This is a genomic window from Streptomyces sp. NPDC004629, assembly GCF_042873595.1.
Lineage (GTDB): Bacteria > Actinomycetota > Actinomycetes > Streptomycetales > Streptomycetaceae > Streptomyces.
The window spans coordinates 33,085-46,499 of the sequence record NZ_JBIALO010000022.1 but is presented as its reverse complement, the minus strand read 5'-3'; the positions used below and the strand labels follow the sequence as shown (position 1 = coordinate 46,499).

Here is a 13,415-nt window from a genome sequence, read left to right as displayed (position 1 = left end):
TGTGGCGCCGGGTGACCGCCCGGGAACGTTGCTCTCACCCCGCGGGCGGGACGGCTGAGAGATCCGCGTGGCCGTGCGGCGCCACGGCCGCCGCCGGGCCCGAGCGGATTCACCGTGCACGCCCACTTCCGGACGCGCGTAGAACTCGGCATCATGGCTGTGCTCCCCGCTCCGCCCGCACCGCCGTCCCATCCGACGCCCTACGGCACAGCGCGTACCGCACTCGATCGCACGGCACGGCACACGACGGACTCCGTCCGCCCGCGAGGACGCGGGCCGACGGCCTGTTCCGGCGGCTCGTTCCGGCGACCACGAAGCACAACGTTCCGAGCGGCCTCCACCGCACGCTCGGGCAAATTTGTCATGCACAGGACATACACGGACCCGTCCTGCGGCCCGTGCCCACACGAAAGGGAACAGACATGGCCTGCGGATCGACCTCGCTCTGGGCGGGCGAAGCGACCTGGTTCTGCTGCGGCAACGCCTGGGGCTCGTGCGGCAGCGCCAACACCGGCGCCTGCGGCACCTGCCAGTCCGCCAAGAACATGGCGGCCTGGCCCAACCTCTCCTCGGCATGCTGGGACATCACCCGGCCCGACCTGTGCGGCGAGAACATGCCGCGGCGCAGCTGCGGCGCCGTCATGAACGTCCGCCACCAGTGCTCGGGCGCCACGGTGTGCGTCACGCTCGCCGACTGCGGCCCGCGCACCAAGAGCTTCTGCGGCGAGTCGACCTGCTGCAACGGCACCTGCCGCACCAACAGAGTCCTCGACCTGACCCCGGCCGCCTTCTCGGCGATCGGCAGCCTCAGCTCCGGCTTGGTGCCGGTCCAAATCTACGAGTGACCTGGTCACCACAGGAGTCCTGACCGAAGTCAACGCACGCGCCCGACTGAAGCCAACGCACGTGCCACGACCGAGGTCAGCGCGAAAGTCACACCAGAACCCAGCACGGAAGTCCTACCAGGAGAACAGGAGAGGACGACATGAGCCACAGCCAGACACCCGGCGGGCGCCGGCTGGACCGCAGACGCTTCCTCACCACGGCCGCCGTCGGCGGCGCCACCATCGTCGGCGCCTCCGCGCTCGGCGGCCTCGACGCCGAGGCGGCCTTCGCGGCGCCGATGCCCTCGCTCGACCCGGCGGTCTCCGCCGCGTTCGCGGAGGGCCGCGTCGTCGCCGTCAACCGGAGCGTGCTGGACGTCGCCGGCTCGCACGGAGAGCGGCACCTCGTCCAGCTGACCAACGCCACCAGCGTCTGGAAGCTGCGCACCACCACCGCGGAGGCCATCGAGACCGGCGACGGCCTCTACGCCCGCGGGGTGACCATGCCCGACGGCACCATCGCGGCGGACGCGGTGTGGGTCAACATCGTGAACGTCCACGGCACGATCCGCGGCATCGCCAAGGACCGGGTGCACCTCGCCCACAACGACCACGAGCTGGTCGGCCGGGTCGTGCCCGACACCACGACCGCCTCCTACCAGGGCGGCGCGCTCACCTCCGACCTGTCGCGGATGCGGATCGGCCAGACCGCGCAGGTACTCGGCGCCTGGCGGCCCGCGGACAACCACATCGACATCGCCCGCGTCACACTCGGGCACTGAGGGGCGGTGCCATGATCCCGCTCCTCTCCGACCTGGCGCCGCTGGTGTGCGGAGTGCTGTTGGCACTGACCGGCGCGGCCAAGCTGTTCGGCCGGCGCACCGCCCAACTGGCCGCCGACACCGTGCTGATACGGGTACTCGACGACGGCCGGCGGGCCACGCTGGCGCTGCGGACCGTGGGCGGGGTCGAACTCGTCCTGGCCGCCGCCCTGTTGGCCGTACCCACCGGTTCCGTTCCCGGTCTCGCCGCGGCCGTTCCCGGCCTCGCCACGGCGGTGCTCGGCCTCGGCTTCACCGGTTACCTGGCGTACGCCAGGGCGACCGCACCCGAGTCGTCCTGCGGATGCAGCGCCCGCTCCGAAGGCCCCATCGGCGTACGGTCGTTCACCCGGGCCGGGCTCGTCGTGGCCGGCGGCCTGGTGGCGGCCACCGCGGACACCGCCTGGTGGTCGACGCTCACCGGGCGCCCCGCCGCCTCCACGGTCCTGCTCCTGGCCGCGGCGGCACTGCTGCTTGCCGTCTCCTCGGACCTGGACCACCTGTGGCTGATGCCGCTGCGCCGGGCCCGGCTGCGGGTGTTCGGCAGTCCGCTGCCGTCGGCGGGCGGTGAGCGCGTACCGGTCGACGCGACCGTGCAGTTGCTGGAGCGCTCCGTGGCCTGGGAGACCGCGCGCCCGGTGGTCCGCTCGGCGCTGCTCGACCACTGGGACGACGACGGCTGGCGGGTGCTGCGCTACGCGGGCACATACGCGGACGCCCACGGTTCCCGTCCGGTGAGCGTGCTGTTCGCCCTGGACATCACGGCGGACATCACCTCCGCGCCCCACCCGGCGATCCGCGTCTCCCTGGTCGACGAGGAGACGGAAGAGATCCTTCCGGCCGAGGCCCTGGCTCCCCCGCCCCGGCGAACCCCGCTGCCGATGGCGACCTGAGGCTGCGCCGTGGGCCGCCGACGTGCCGTGTGCCTGCGGCAGCGCGGGAGACCCGGAGCGCAAGGCCCCGCGTCCATCGGGGCTCCGCGTCCATCGGGGCTCCGCGTCCATCGGGGCTCCGCGTCCATCGGGGCTCCGCGTCCGTCGAGGCGTCGGGGCGTCGCGTCCGTCGAGGCCTCGCGTCCGTCGAGGCTCCGCGTCCGTCGGGGCGTCGAGGCGTCGAGGCGTCGAGGCGTCGAGGCGTCGAGGCGTCGAGGCGTCGAGGCGTCGAGGCGTCGAGGCGTCGAGGCGTCGAGGCGTCGAGGTCAGGATGTCGCTGGCACGACGCAGCGACCCTCTCCGCCCTCACCCCTGGCGGACACGCGTAGACCTCGGGCACCATCTCTCTGCACCACCTGCACAGCCGCCCCATAGGAAGCACGGCCCGACCGCAGGAAAGGTCCCCCCATGAAGATCCGTTCCGCCCTCACGGCCCTCGCCCTCACCGTCGCCCCCGGGCTCGCCGTCCTCGCCGACGCCGGGGACGCCCTGGCCGCCCAGGACGGTGCCCAGGTCGCCGCCGTCACCAAGATCTCCCACGCGACCGCCACCTCGATGTTCGGCTCGTCCGGCATCACCTGGTCGTCGTCCGGGAACTGCTCCGACCGCAACAACCCGACGTGTACGTCCTTCGAGCAGCTCAACCTCGCCACCGCGCAGGGCGCCCAGACCCTCAAGGGCTCCTCCGGCTGTGCACTGAACATCACCGGCGGCACGGAGACCGGGCACGCCAGCGGCACGTACTCGCACTGGAACGGCTACAAGCTCGACTACGCCAAGAGCACCTGCCTCACCAACTACGTCAAGGGCAACTTCACCTACATCGGCCTCCGCGGCGACGGCGCACCCCAGTACCAGTCCGGCGCCGGCAACATCTACGCCGACGAGGGCAACCACTGGGACGTCCTCTACTACAACTGCGGCGGCTGCTAACCCACCCAACGGGCCCGCCCCTACCGGGGCGGGCCCCCGGCCCAGCTCCGGAGACCCACGGGCCCGTCAACCCCTTGGGGCGTCGAAGGTGACCCGTTCCGTGATCCGACGAAGCAGTGTTCGGTAGGCGTCGCGGTGAGATGTCGCCGTGGTACTCAAGGTGAGCAGGACCAGGCTCGTGCCATCGGGGTGTGGCACGTGTGCGTAGATCTGGAGGAGCGGCGTCTGCGGCAGACCCGAGCCTGGCCTCGGCGTGCGTAGCGTCTCGCTGAATGCGACCGGGCCGCAGCCGAGTTCGTCGTACGCGATATTCCCATGCCCTTCGGCCGTGGTAACGGCCCTGGCCGCAGTGACAGCTCGCGGGGCCCAAGAGATGTTCATCCAAGTGATCGTGAAAAAGGAGAGCAGAACGCCTCCGTCGTCATTTACCGTGTCATCGCGATGCAGACCGAGCGAACAATGGACCGTTCCTTCCGACCACAAGGCGCAGAGCATCCGGTGAGCGGTCGTCAGGCTTGTGACGAACCTCCGGCGCGTCGCCCCGTCCGACACCGAGCAAAGAAAAGGCGCCACGACAGCGCTCAGTTCTTGTGTCCCAAATGAGCCCGACGAAGCGAGAGGTGAAGCGACGGGCAGCGAGATGAATCCCGGAGGAATGGCGAACCAGAAGCCGTCCTCTTCAGCTCCTGCGCCGGGTCGGACGCAGAGATTCTGATCTTCTGCCGTCACTGATGCATCACGATTTCGGTTGAGGCCCATGCTAAACATGCGGGCGTGAACCACGGGCCACGTATCTGGCGCCGGCCCGGCAGGCACGCTCACTGTCGACGGTGCCGGCCTCCCATGCCTGAGGGGTGCGACCACTGTCGAACACCGAGCGCTGATAAAGAAGATAGAGGCGCTTGGGAGCCTTGCCGTCCTTGGTCGGCGCCGCAACAACCGCCAGGAAGCGCGGATCACCGGCAAACCAGAGGGGTTCGATCTGAGCCCTGCGACTGGGCTTGGCGCGAGGGCCGTCCATGCGTCTCAGCCACCAGTACGATCGCTGGTGCCTGAGGAAAACCAAGGGAATCTTCTCCTCGAAGTCGTCCGGGTTCCGGAACTCAAACCACATGCCGTCGTCTTGAGCGGCTGGGTGCTTACCGAGACCGCTCGGTACCCCTTCCAACGATTGCCAGGGGTACTCACGCAGGACGCGTCGCATACGGTCGGCCCAGCGGAAATATGTCAACTGGTTGCAGAATCGGTAGAAACCGTAGAGAAAAAACGGCATGAAGAGCCAAACGACCCAGTTCGGCGTGTACATCGACGCACCGAGCAACGTGAGCCAGCCCGCGGGCCATCCAATGATCCCCACTACGTTGATGGCCATGTGCTTCACCCAGGCGCGTCGGGTAGGCGTGTGGCCCCAAGCCTGGGCGCCGTCGGTGGAATTCATAGGAATGTCGCCTCACGTTCGATCTAGGTGATCAGCGCTACTGGATCAGGAGCGGAAGACCCGGCGAGCGAGATCGATTGTTTCTCCCACGTTGACCGGCCCGAGAAAGTAGCCATCCATCCCGGTACCGATGTTCGCTGTAGCGTCGTTGTCCAGCGCGTCGAAGTTGCTCGCCGCCAGTCCGTAGGACGCTGTAGTGAAACCGGCCCAGGGAGCGGCGGCTTCGGTTGCCTCAACCGTTGGCCGCAGCCGTGGCGCCTTCTCCAGGATCCACGTGGTGATCGGGTTGTGCAGATCCGTGAACTCTCGCGCACTCGCCATGGTCCGGTCCCCCGCTGCGACGAGTCTCTGTCCGGCTGTGAGCGCCTCACCTGCTTCCCCAACCCCTCTCATCAGAACGGGTGTGCCCTTCGCGACGGCACCTAGCCCGGGCAGCATCCCCAAGCCGTCTGCGGTGACTGCGACTGCGTTGCTCCAGAAATCCGCGTCGAACTCCTGGCGCCGGAAGCCGTCCCAGAGCGAGGCACGCACTGCCGGGTCAGCCAGCCTTCCCGCCGCGGCGCCGGCGCTCAGGACTGAGGCAGACAGCAGCAGTACGGCCGCGGCGGTGCCGCCGGTCGCCATGGTGAGGGCAACAATGCCAATGAACGCCGCAGACCAGCTGAGGAGGTCTGGGAGGTTGTCTGTTAGCCAGGTCAGGGGGGGGTGCTGGGAAGGGTGGGGTTTGGGGGGCTAGTTTTTTTGTTGCTGTTTGGATCTTGGTGGCCCGGTGTCGGGCCTTCTCCTCGTGTTCCTCGGCGAGCTTCCGCGCCCGGCGGATAATGGCGTCCAGGTCGGCCTGCGCATGCGCGACGGCCGCGTTCGCCTGGGTCAGGGACTTCTGCGCGTCGTCATGGCCGGGGCCGGCCTCCCTGCCCAGGGCCGGGGAACTCCGCGCCCTGGACGCACGCCTCCTCGCCTTGTCCAGGACGTCCCACGCATCCCGCGCGTCCGCGTCCAGGCGGCCCGCCCGGCGCTGGAAGTCGTCGAGTTCACCCTCCCAGCGGACCAGTTGCCCGGCGGCCTTGCGGACGGAGTGCGCGGCGTTCCTCAGATTGAGGGCCAGCGGTCCGCCCCGCAGTTCCTCCCGGAAGGCGACCGCCGCGTCACCCTTCCAGTGGCTGCCGTCCATCAACTGCGTCACCAGGCCGTGCGTCTCCTCCAGGACCTTGGCGCACGAGGCCAGCTTCTTGTGGAGGTCGCGCACGGAGTGGGTGTCGCCGGGGGCCGGGTCGAAACCGAGGTGCGGGTACGGGTTCGCCTCCGCGCCGGGAGCCGTGGTCACCGTACGGCCCCGCCCGTACCGTGCGCGCCTTTCCTCAGCGCCGCTTCCAGGGCCCTGTCGACCTCCCGGTAACTGTCCTTGCTCTCGCCGATGATCCTCGCCAGGGACTCGGTCTGCTCGCCGATCCGCTCGGTGCCGTACTTCCAGTCCGCCTGGAAGTCCTCGCACGCCGAGTCGAGATCATCGGTGCCGAGGCCGCTGACCGTCGCGTCGGCCAGCGCCCTGCGCAGGCCCTTCAACGAATCGCTCGACTTGTTCAGCAGCCTCATGAAGTGCTTCAACTCGTCGTCGTCGACGGCCAGTCGATCTGCCATGCGGTCCGCTCCCCTGGTGTGCCCTCGGACGAAGCGGAATCACGCTATCCGCCTCCGGGGCACACCGGCCCGCCCGTTCCTCCGGGTGGGGCAACGGGCGGGCTACGCCTTGACGGCGACACCCCTCACCTGTTGACGGCCTGGATTTCCTGGACGACGACGTTCTGGGTGGCGCCGAACGTGCCCTCCCCCAGATCACCGCCCGCGCCGCCGGTGCCGGTCCAGTGGATCTGCCAGGTGATGGTCGCCTTCAGCGGGTAGGAGCCGTTGCCCGAAGAACGCAGGTACTTCACTCCGCACGGGGGTGTCTGTTCGGACTTGCCCTTGGCGTACGGCTCACCGATGCGCTGGTTGTTGATCTCACAGACGCCGGACGCGGGGTAGGTCACCGCGTCCGCAGTGCCGGGGTCGATCCTCAGGGAGACCGGTTCCGCCGTGGTCGTCGCCTCGATGCCGAGGACCGGAACGGAAGCGGTCACCGATACCGGCCTGAACCTGGCGCCGTCCAGCCAGGCCCAGGTGGGGAGGTTGACCTTCGTGGTATCCGCGGGGGCCAGGTCCACCGTCGTGCTCGGCACCCGGATCTCGTTGTACGCCAGCTCGGCAAGGATCTCGGGAGTCACCGCGTTCTGGATGTCGGCCGGTGGGGGGTCGCCCTTGTCCACCCAGAAGTACGGCTCTTTGCACTTGTCCCAGCCCGGCGGGAAGTCCTTGTTGACGTACGAGTCCCACCAGTAGCCGTCGCCGGCCTTGTCCTTGTTGAAGTCCGTGTAGGGGTGGCCCTTGACGTAGCGGTCGCGCTGCTGGGCGTCCCACTCGTAACCCGTCGAGTCGGCGGCCCAGATCGGCTCCAGGTACGCCTTGAGTTGGTCGGGCGTGTACTTGGGCGCGTACCAACAGGCAGGCGGGGCCCAGTCGGTGGTGGACACCAGCGCCCCCACAGCCCCACCAGCCCCATTCTTGGAACGGTCGAACACCACGCCTGACGCGCTGGCCGAGATCGTGCCGTCGGGGCTGCTGTCACCTTTCGCGGTCGGCTCGGACGAGTTCTGCGTGTTGCCGTCGAGCGTGTCGTCGGCGTGTGCAGTGCCGGGGACGGCAAGGAGTGACAGACAGGTTCCCGTGGCGAGCAGCAGCGGGAGAGTCTGGAGTCTGTGCATCAGGGCTGGCACTTTGCACTCCCACTCTGAGAATTGATCTCCTGGATCGTCCAGACACCCTTGCCGTTCTTCTTGAGCGACGTGTGGTAAATGACGTAGCTCTTCGAAGTGACCTCGGTCTTCTTGACCTTGTTGGTGTCCAGGTACTTGACGTATGCCTTGCCCTGATCCTCGCAGTAGGTGAGTGACGCCGTTCCGTCCTTTGCGACAGCCACCTCAGGAGCATAGAAGCGATAGGCGCCGGTGAGGCTGGCCTTGTGGTCCACATAGTTCTGAATGAACTTCTGCGTACCGGCGGCCGCTTCCCCCTCGTAGTAGTACAGGTAGGCGTCGTCGAGTGCGTTCTGGTTGACGATTGCCAGGTCCACCGCCTTGATGGACTGTTCGCTGTCCGACAGGACCGCGTCCTTGTCCGGGTCGCCCGTCTTCGGCCAGTCGAAGGTGTACGTCAGGTCCGACGGCAGGGTGATCTTCGGGTGGTTCGAGGGGGTTGGTTGGGTGGGGGTTGGGGAGGTGGTTTTTGTGGGGGTGGTGTCTGCGCCGGCGATCTTGCCGTTCGGGGTTGTGTCGTCGTCGTTGCCGCCGCACCCGGCGAGGAGCAGTGCGGCCGTCGCTCCGGCGGCGGCTGTCGTGAGCAGGCGGGTGCGGCGGGTCACGGTGGGCTCCTGGTGGGGCAGTTGAGTGGGGTGGACACGGTAGCCGGATCGAGTGCGGGCACACCAGGGCGATATGACTCGCCCCGCCCGCGCGGGATGCGCGAAGCGGGGCAAGGTGGACCGATCGGCGTCATCGGCAGGGGCGTTGCTGACCGTTCCGTGACATGGCCGGTGCCGAGGGTGGCCGCGCGGGCGGTCACGTTCTGCGGCGATTTGCGGAGCGCTTCGCGCCGTTGGGCCACAGCCTCGGGCTCCGCTTCGCCGCGAAGTCCTCGATCCAGCCGAAGACAACGATCGCCAGCCCGATCAGCGGCCAGACCAGGAAGAACATCCACAGCATGTAGGTGGAGTCGAGCGCCGCGGTGGCCCGCTCGCTCTGCATGAACGGCAGGTTGTACGCCTGGTCGATGATCGGGACCGTGGCCATGATCAGCAGGTTGTGCCACAGGTAGATGGTGACGGCGCGGTTGTTGGACAGGGTCACCAGCTTGTCCCAGCGCGCCAGCCGGCCCGGCAGCTCCGGCCAGGACGGCGAGTACTGCAACAGAATGACCACAAACCCGAAGGACCACATCGCCTGCGCCAGCGGGATGTCGTTCAGGTCCCAGCCGTCGGGGCCCAGATGGCCGGAGGCCCACCACAGGCCGAAGGCCATGATCAGCGCCGAGCAGGAGACGGCGAGGTAGCGGGGGATGCGCTTGAGCAGCCCCTCGTGGTGGGCGAAGCCCAGGACCCAGCAGCCGCCGTAGACCGCGAAGTCCGTCACCGCGTTGCCGGTCTCGCCGGGGATGGTCACGAGGCCCGTGCCGAGGATCGCGGTCAGGCCGAGGGGGGCCAGCAGGGTCGGCCAGGGCGCGCGCCGGAACGCCCACAGGAGCAGCGGGGAGGCCACGACGAACCACAGGTAGGCGCGCAGGTACCAGAGCGGGCCCGCCGCCTGCACCGCCCAGGTGTCCTCCAGCAGGCCCGACTTCGAGCCGATGTGCCAGGGGAAGGGCGGGGCGCCGATCGGGATGATGTAGTCGATCAGCTTGACGAGGCCCCAGGTGCCGCCGTTGTCCGGGTCCTTCACCGGGTTCCAGCCGCCCGCGAACATCATCGCCAGCGCCACCACGCTGAACGCCCAGAGCGGCGGCAGGAGTCGACGGATCCGGCCTCGGATCACCCCGAGCGCCGGGCGTTTGAGCGAGCGTGCCATCAGGGAGCCGGCCAGCGCGAACATCACGCCCATCGACGGGAACAGCACGGTCAGCCAGGCCCAGCCGAACAGGTGGTAGACGACCACGCGGACCAGGGCTATCGAGCGCAGCAGGTCCAGGTAGCGGTCGCGACCCGAGGGCGTCTTGGCCACCCCGGCAGCACCGCCCACCCCAGAAGCACCGGCGGCCACAGCGGCACCGGCAGCACCGACCACAGCACCAGCACCAGCCCCATATGCCCCAGCGGCACCGGGAACCCCAGATGCACCGGCAACCCCAGCCGCAGAACCCGTCGCCCGCTGCTGCGGAATGCCGTACGACGGCGTCGGCTCCTGGCCGGCGCCGGTCCCGGTCGTGTATCCGTGGGTCATGCCACGGGCCTCCGATCACTGCTGCTGCGCGCCCGCTGGCGCGGCATCGGTCCGCCCGGTGCCTCGACGACGCCCGTGCGGCGCAGCTTCTGCCAGCGCAGCCGGCCGCCGGTGAGCGCCGTGATCCAGGACTGGAGCAGCACGACGTACATGAGTTGGCGGTAGAGGATCTGCTGCAGGGGCAGCGAGATGAGGTGGGTCATGCGTTCGCGGTCCAGGCGGAACGCGTACGCCGCGCACACGGCCTGGATCGCGAGGACGCCCAGCCAGGCCACGACCGTCTTCTGCGTCGGGCCGAAGACCACCCCGTACAGGAGGAAGACGTCGATCAGGGGCGCCAGCAGCGGGGCCACGACCATGAACAGCGACACGAACGGCAGGCACACCCGGCCGAAGCGGCCCGACGGGCCCCGTTCGACCAGGGCGCGGCGGTGCTTCCAGATCGCCTGCATGGTGCCGTACGACCAGCGGTAGCGCTGCGACCACAGTTGCTGGACCGACTCCGGGGCCTCCGTCCAGGCGCGCGCGTTCTCGGCGTAGACGACGCGCCAGCCGTCCCGGTGCAGGGCCATGGTGACGTCGGTGTCCTCGGCCAGCGTGTCGTCGCTCATGCCGCCGATCCGTTCCAGGGCCGACCGGCGGAACGCACCCACCGCGCCGGGGATCGTCGGCATGCAGCGCAGGATGTCGTACATGCGCCGGTCGAGGTTGAAGCCCATCACGTACTCGATGTGCTGCCAGGCGCCGATCAGCGAGTCGCGGTTGCCGACCTTGGCGTTGCCCGCGACCGCGCCGACGCGCGGGTCGGCGAAGGGCTGCACCAGCTCGCGGACCGTGGCCGGTTCGAAGACGGTGTCGCCGTCCATCATCACGACCAGGTCGTAACGGGCGTTCGCCAGGCCGCGGTTGAGCGCGGCCGGCTTGCCCGCGTTCAGCTGCCGTACGACGCGCACGTTCGGCAGGCCCATCGCCTCCACGATCCGGGCCGTGCCGTCCGTCGAACCGTCGTCGACGACGATGACCTCGATGGCGTGCTGGCTCGCCATCAGCGAGTTGACGGTGTTCTCTATGCACTTCGCCTCGTTGTACGCCGGGACGATCACCGAGACCGGCTCGGTCACCGGCGGACCCCAGCTGAAGCCCTTGCGGCGCACCCGGCGTGCGTGCGCGCCGGAGAGCAGCAGCATCAGCACGAAGCGCCCGATGACCAGGGTGCCGATCACCGCGAGGCCGACGACGAGTACGCCGGTGATGTCGTCCGCGGCGCGCACCAGCAAGACCCACGCCTTGCCCTTCCACAGGTCGACGCCGCTGACCGGGGTGAGCGCGCTGGGCGCGCCGAGTGCTTCGGTCAGGTTGTCGAACCGGTAGCCGCGTTCCTGGAGTTCGGGCAGGAACCGGTCCAGGGCCTGCACGGTCTGGTGGCGGTCGCCGCCGGAGTCGTGCATCAGGACGATGGCGCCCTTGCCGTGGTGCGGGGTGGCACGGCGGATGATCTCGTCGACGCCGGGCTTCTTCCAGTCCTCGCTGTCCGTGTTGTTGACGACGGTGATGTAGCCGCGGCTGCCGATGTACTCGGTGACCGGCCAGGACTTGTTGTCCATGGCGTCGGCGAAGGAGGAGTACGGCGGCCGGAACAGCGAGGTGCGGATCCCGGCGGCCCCGGTGATCGCCAGCTGGTTCTGGGACAGCTCCCAGTCGATGCGCTTCTTCGACTGGTAGGAGAGGTCGGGGTGGTTGAAGGTGTGCAGGCCGACCTCGTGGCCCTCGTCGACCATGCGCTTGACCAGGTCCGGGTAGCGGGAGGTCATGGTGCCGGTGACGAAGAAGACGGCGTGCGCGTGGTGCTTCTTCAGTACGTCGAGGACCTTCGGGGTCCAGGTCGGGTCGGGGCCGTCGTCGAAGGTGAGGACCAGGTGGTGGTCGGGGACGCGCAGGCTGGCCGTGCGACCGCCGCGGGTGTCGATGACCGGGCCGCCGTCGATGATCTTCTCCGGCACCCGGTCGGCGGCGGCCTCGGGCTGGATGCGGTGGTCGGCGAGGATCTCGCTGTGGACGTAGCCGCGCAGCATCAGCATCGCGATCAGGGCGACGAGGACGAGCACGGGCAGCAGCAGGCGCATGGGCACGCGGCGGCGCCGGGAGCCGTCACGGGCTCCGATCGCGGCCCGGTGACGGCGGGTGCGGGGTGCCATCAGAGGTTGTGCTCCGGGGACGGGTCGGGGGCGGACGATGCCGTGGAGCCGTACTCCTGGGCGATCGGCGCCGGGGCGGACGAGTCGCCGGCCAACGCGCCGGTGCCGGCGCTGCCTGCGGCCGCGGACTCGGAGGGGTCGGGTGAGGGGCCGCCGGGGTCGACGGGGTCACTCGGGTCGGGCGAGGCCGAGGGGGGCGGCTCCGTGGAGGGCTTGGGTCCTGCGGTCGGGCCGCCGCCGCTGCCGCTGCCGCCGGCGCCGGCGCCCGAACCGGACGCGGATCTGGTCGCCGTCGGCTGCGGGTCGGTGGCCGTGCCGGGCCCGCCGGGGCTGGTGGTGGCGCCGGGCTGGGCGGCGCCCGTGCCCGGTGCCGGGGTGGTGCCGTCGCCGGCCGTGGGGGTGGCCCCGGGGGTGGCGCTGCCGGTGCCGGAGGGGCGGACGGACTCGGCGGGCAGCGGGGAGGTGTCCACCTTGCCCGCCGGGCGGTCGGCGTTCTCGCCCGGCACGGGCAGCCAGGGGGCGTCCGAGCTGCCGGACAGGAGGGTGACGACGATGACGACGGCGTAGACGGCGCAGGCGAGGCCGACGAATATGCCGAGGCGGCGGAAACGGCGGCTGCGGCGTCCCGACTCGTCGACGAAGACCGGTCGGTCGGAGCCGTCCTGGCCGCCGCCGGGGCGGGCGCCCTCGACCGGGTGGAGCCGGGCGTCGCCCAGCTGTACGGCATCGAGCTGGACGGTCACCTCGTGCGGATCGTGGGCCGGGTCCGTGGTCGGCGCGCCGCCCTCGGACCCGGTCGAAAGGACCGAGAGGGATGTGTCCCAGGGGTCACGCAGCGACCCCGAGGGCGCCGCGGCACCGGCCGTACGAGCAAGCCCGGCAGAACCGGCCCCCCGCGCCGGCCCCGCGGAACCGGCCGGACCAGGGTCCCGCACAAGCCCCGCCGAACCACCAGGACCGGCATCCCGCACAAGCCCCGCCGCACCGCCAGGACCGGCATCCCGCACGCGCCCCACGGAACCAGCGCCCCGCACCAGCCCCGCGGAACCGGCCGGACCAGGGTCCCGCACAAGCCCCGCCGAACCACCAGGACCGGCATCCCGCACAAGCCCCGCCGAACCGGCGGAGCCGACGGCAGAACCGGCGGAGCCGACGGCGGAACCCGCGGAGCCGATGGCGGAACCGGCTGGACCCGCGGAGCCGATGGCCGGGCCAGGCAGGTCGGCCGCATCGCCGCGCCTGGCCGGG

At 69.9% G+C, this 13,415-nt stretch carries 14 protein-coding genes; 4 read left to right on the top strand and 10 right to left on the bottom strand.

Features of this window, described 5'->3' with window-relative positions:
- Positions 1-422: 422 nt before the first annotated feature.
- The 4 genes from ACFYTE_RS29190 to ACFYTE_RS29175 all read left to right on the top strand — a co-directional run bounded on the left by ACFYTE_RS29190 (position 423) and on the right by ACFYTE_RS29175 (position 3,510).
- Complete coding sequence (locus ACFYTE_RS29190; protein WP_388716629.1) at positions 423-845, top strand: hypothetical protein; 423 nt, start codon at positions 423-425, stop codon at positions 843-845.
- Positions 846-985: 140 nt separating this feature from the next.
- Positions 986-1,606 carry a cell wall protein gene (locus ACFYTE_RS29185; protein ID WP_388716626.1) on the top strand — a complete coding sequence of 207 codons (621 nt, stop codon included), beginning with the start codon at positions 986-988 and terminating at the stop codon, positions 1,604-1,606.
- Positions 1,607-1,617: 11 nt separating this feature from the next.
- Positions 1,618-2,538 (top strand): MauE/DoxX family redox-associated membrane protein, encoded by a 921-nt coding sequence (locus tag ACFYTE_RS29180; protein WP_388716623.1) that lies wholly within the window; start codon positions 1,618-1,620, stop codon positions 2,536-2,538.
- A gap of 447 nt (positions 2,539-2,985) precedes the next feature.
- Positions 2,986-3,510 carry a hypothetical protein gene (locus tag ACFYTE_RS29175; protein ID WP_388716620.1) on the top strand — a complete coding sequence of 175 codons (525 nt, stop codon included), beginning with the start codon at positions 2,986-2,988 and terminating at the stop codon, positions 3,508-3,510.
- A 66-nt stretch (positions 3,511-3,576) separates the two neighbouring features.
- On the opposite strand, the gene ACFYTE_RS29170 is transcribed toward ACFYTE_RS29175, so the two are convergent.
- From ACFYTE_RS29170 to ACFYTE_RS29125, 10 genes are all read right to left on the bottom strand, one after another.
- Positions 3,577-4,269 (bottom strand): hypothetical protein, encoded by a 693-nt coding sequence (locus ACFYTE_RS29170; protein ID WP_388716617.1) that lies wholly within the window; start codon positions 4,267-4,269, stop codon positions 3,577-3,579.
- A 1-nt stretch (position 4,270) separates the two neighbouring features.
- Positions 4,271-4,882, bottom strand: coding sequence for a hypothetical protein (locus ACFYTE_RS29165; protein ID WP_388716614.1), 612 nt, complete (start codon positions 4,880-4,882; stop codon positions 4,271-4,273).
- Positions 4,883-4,993: 111 nt separating this feature from the next.
- Positions 4,994-5,269, bottom strand: coding sequence for a hypothetical protein (locus tag ACFYTE_RS29160; RefSeq protein WP_388716611.1), 276 nt, complete (start codon positions 5,267-5,269; stop codon positions 4,994-4,996).
- Between the two features lie 217 nt (positions 5,270-5,486).
- On the bottom strand, positions 5,487-6,272 hold the full coding sequence (locus tag ACFYTE_RS29155; RefSeq protein ID WP_388716608.1) for a putative T7SS-secreted protein: 786 nt from the start codon (positions 6,270-6,272) through the stop codon (positions 5,487-5,489).
- Positions 6,269-6,586, bottom strand: coding sequence for a hypothetical protein (locus ACFYTE_RS29150; protein ID WP_388716605.1), 318 nt, complete (start codon positions 6,584-6,586; stop codon positions 6,269-6,271). Before ACFYTE_RS29150 ends, ACFYTE_RS29155 begins: the two co-directional genes overlap by 4 nt.
- 125 nt (positions 6,587-6,711) lie before the next feature.
- The gene (locus ACFYTE_RS29145) at positions 6,712-7,746 is read right to left on the bottom strand and encodes a hypothetical protein (protein WP_388716602.1); all 1,035 of its coding nucleotides are present in this window, start codon (positions 7,744-7,746) and stop codon (positions 6,712-6,714) included.
- Positions 7,746-8,402, bottom strand: a complete 657-nt coding sequence (locus ACFYTE_RS29140) for a hypothetical protein (protein WP_388716599.1) — start codon at positions 8,400-8,402, stop codon at positions 7,746-7,748. Before ACFYTE_RS29140 ends, ACFYTE_RS29145 begins: the two co-directional genes overlap by 1 nt.
- A 196-nt stretch (positions 8,403-8,598) precedes the next feature.
- Complete coding sequence (locus ACFYTE_RS29135; RefSeq protein WP_388716596.1) at positions 8,599-9,972, bottom strand: acyltransferase; 1,374 nt, start codon at positions 9,970-9,972, stop codon at positions 8,599-8,601.
- Entirely contained in the window at positions 9,969-12,167 is a 2,199-nt protein-coding gene (locus ACFYTE_RS29130; RefSeq protein ID WP_388716593.1) for a glycosyltransferase, read from the bottom strand. Before ACFYTE_RS29130 ends, ACFYTE_RS29135 begins: the two co-directional genes overlap by 4 nt.
- The gene (locus tag ACFYTE_RS29125; RefSeq protein WP_388716590.1) at positions 12,167-12,910 is read right to left on the bottom strand and encodes a hypothetical protein; all 744 of its coding nucleotides are present in this window, start codon (positions 12,908-12,910) and stop codon (positions 12,167-12,169) included. The genes ACFYTE_RS29130 and ACFYTE_RS29125 overlap by 1 nt, the downstream gene beginning before the upstream one ends.
- Between the last annotated feature and the right edge of the window lie 505 nt (positions 12,911-13,415).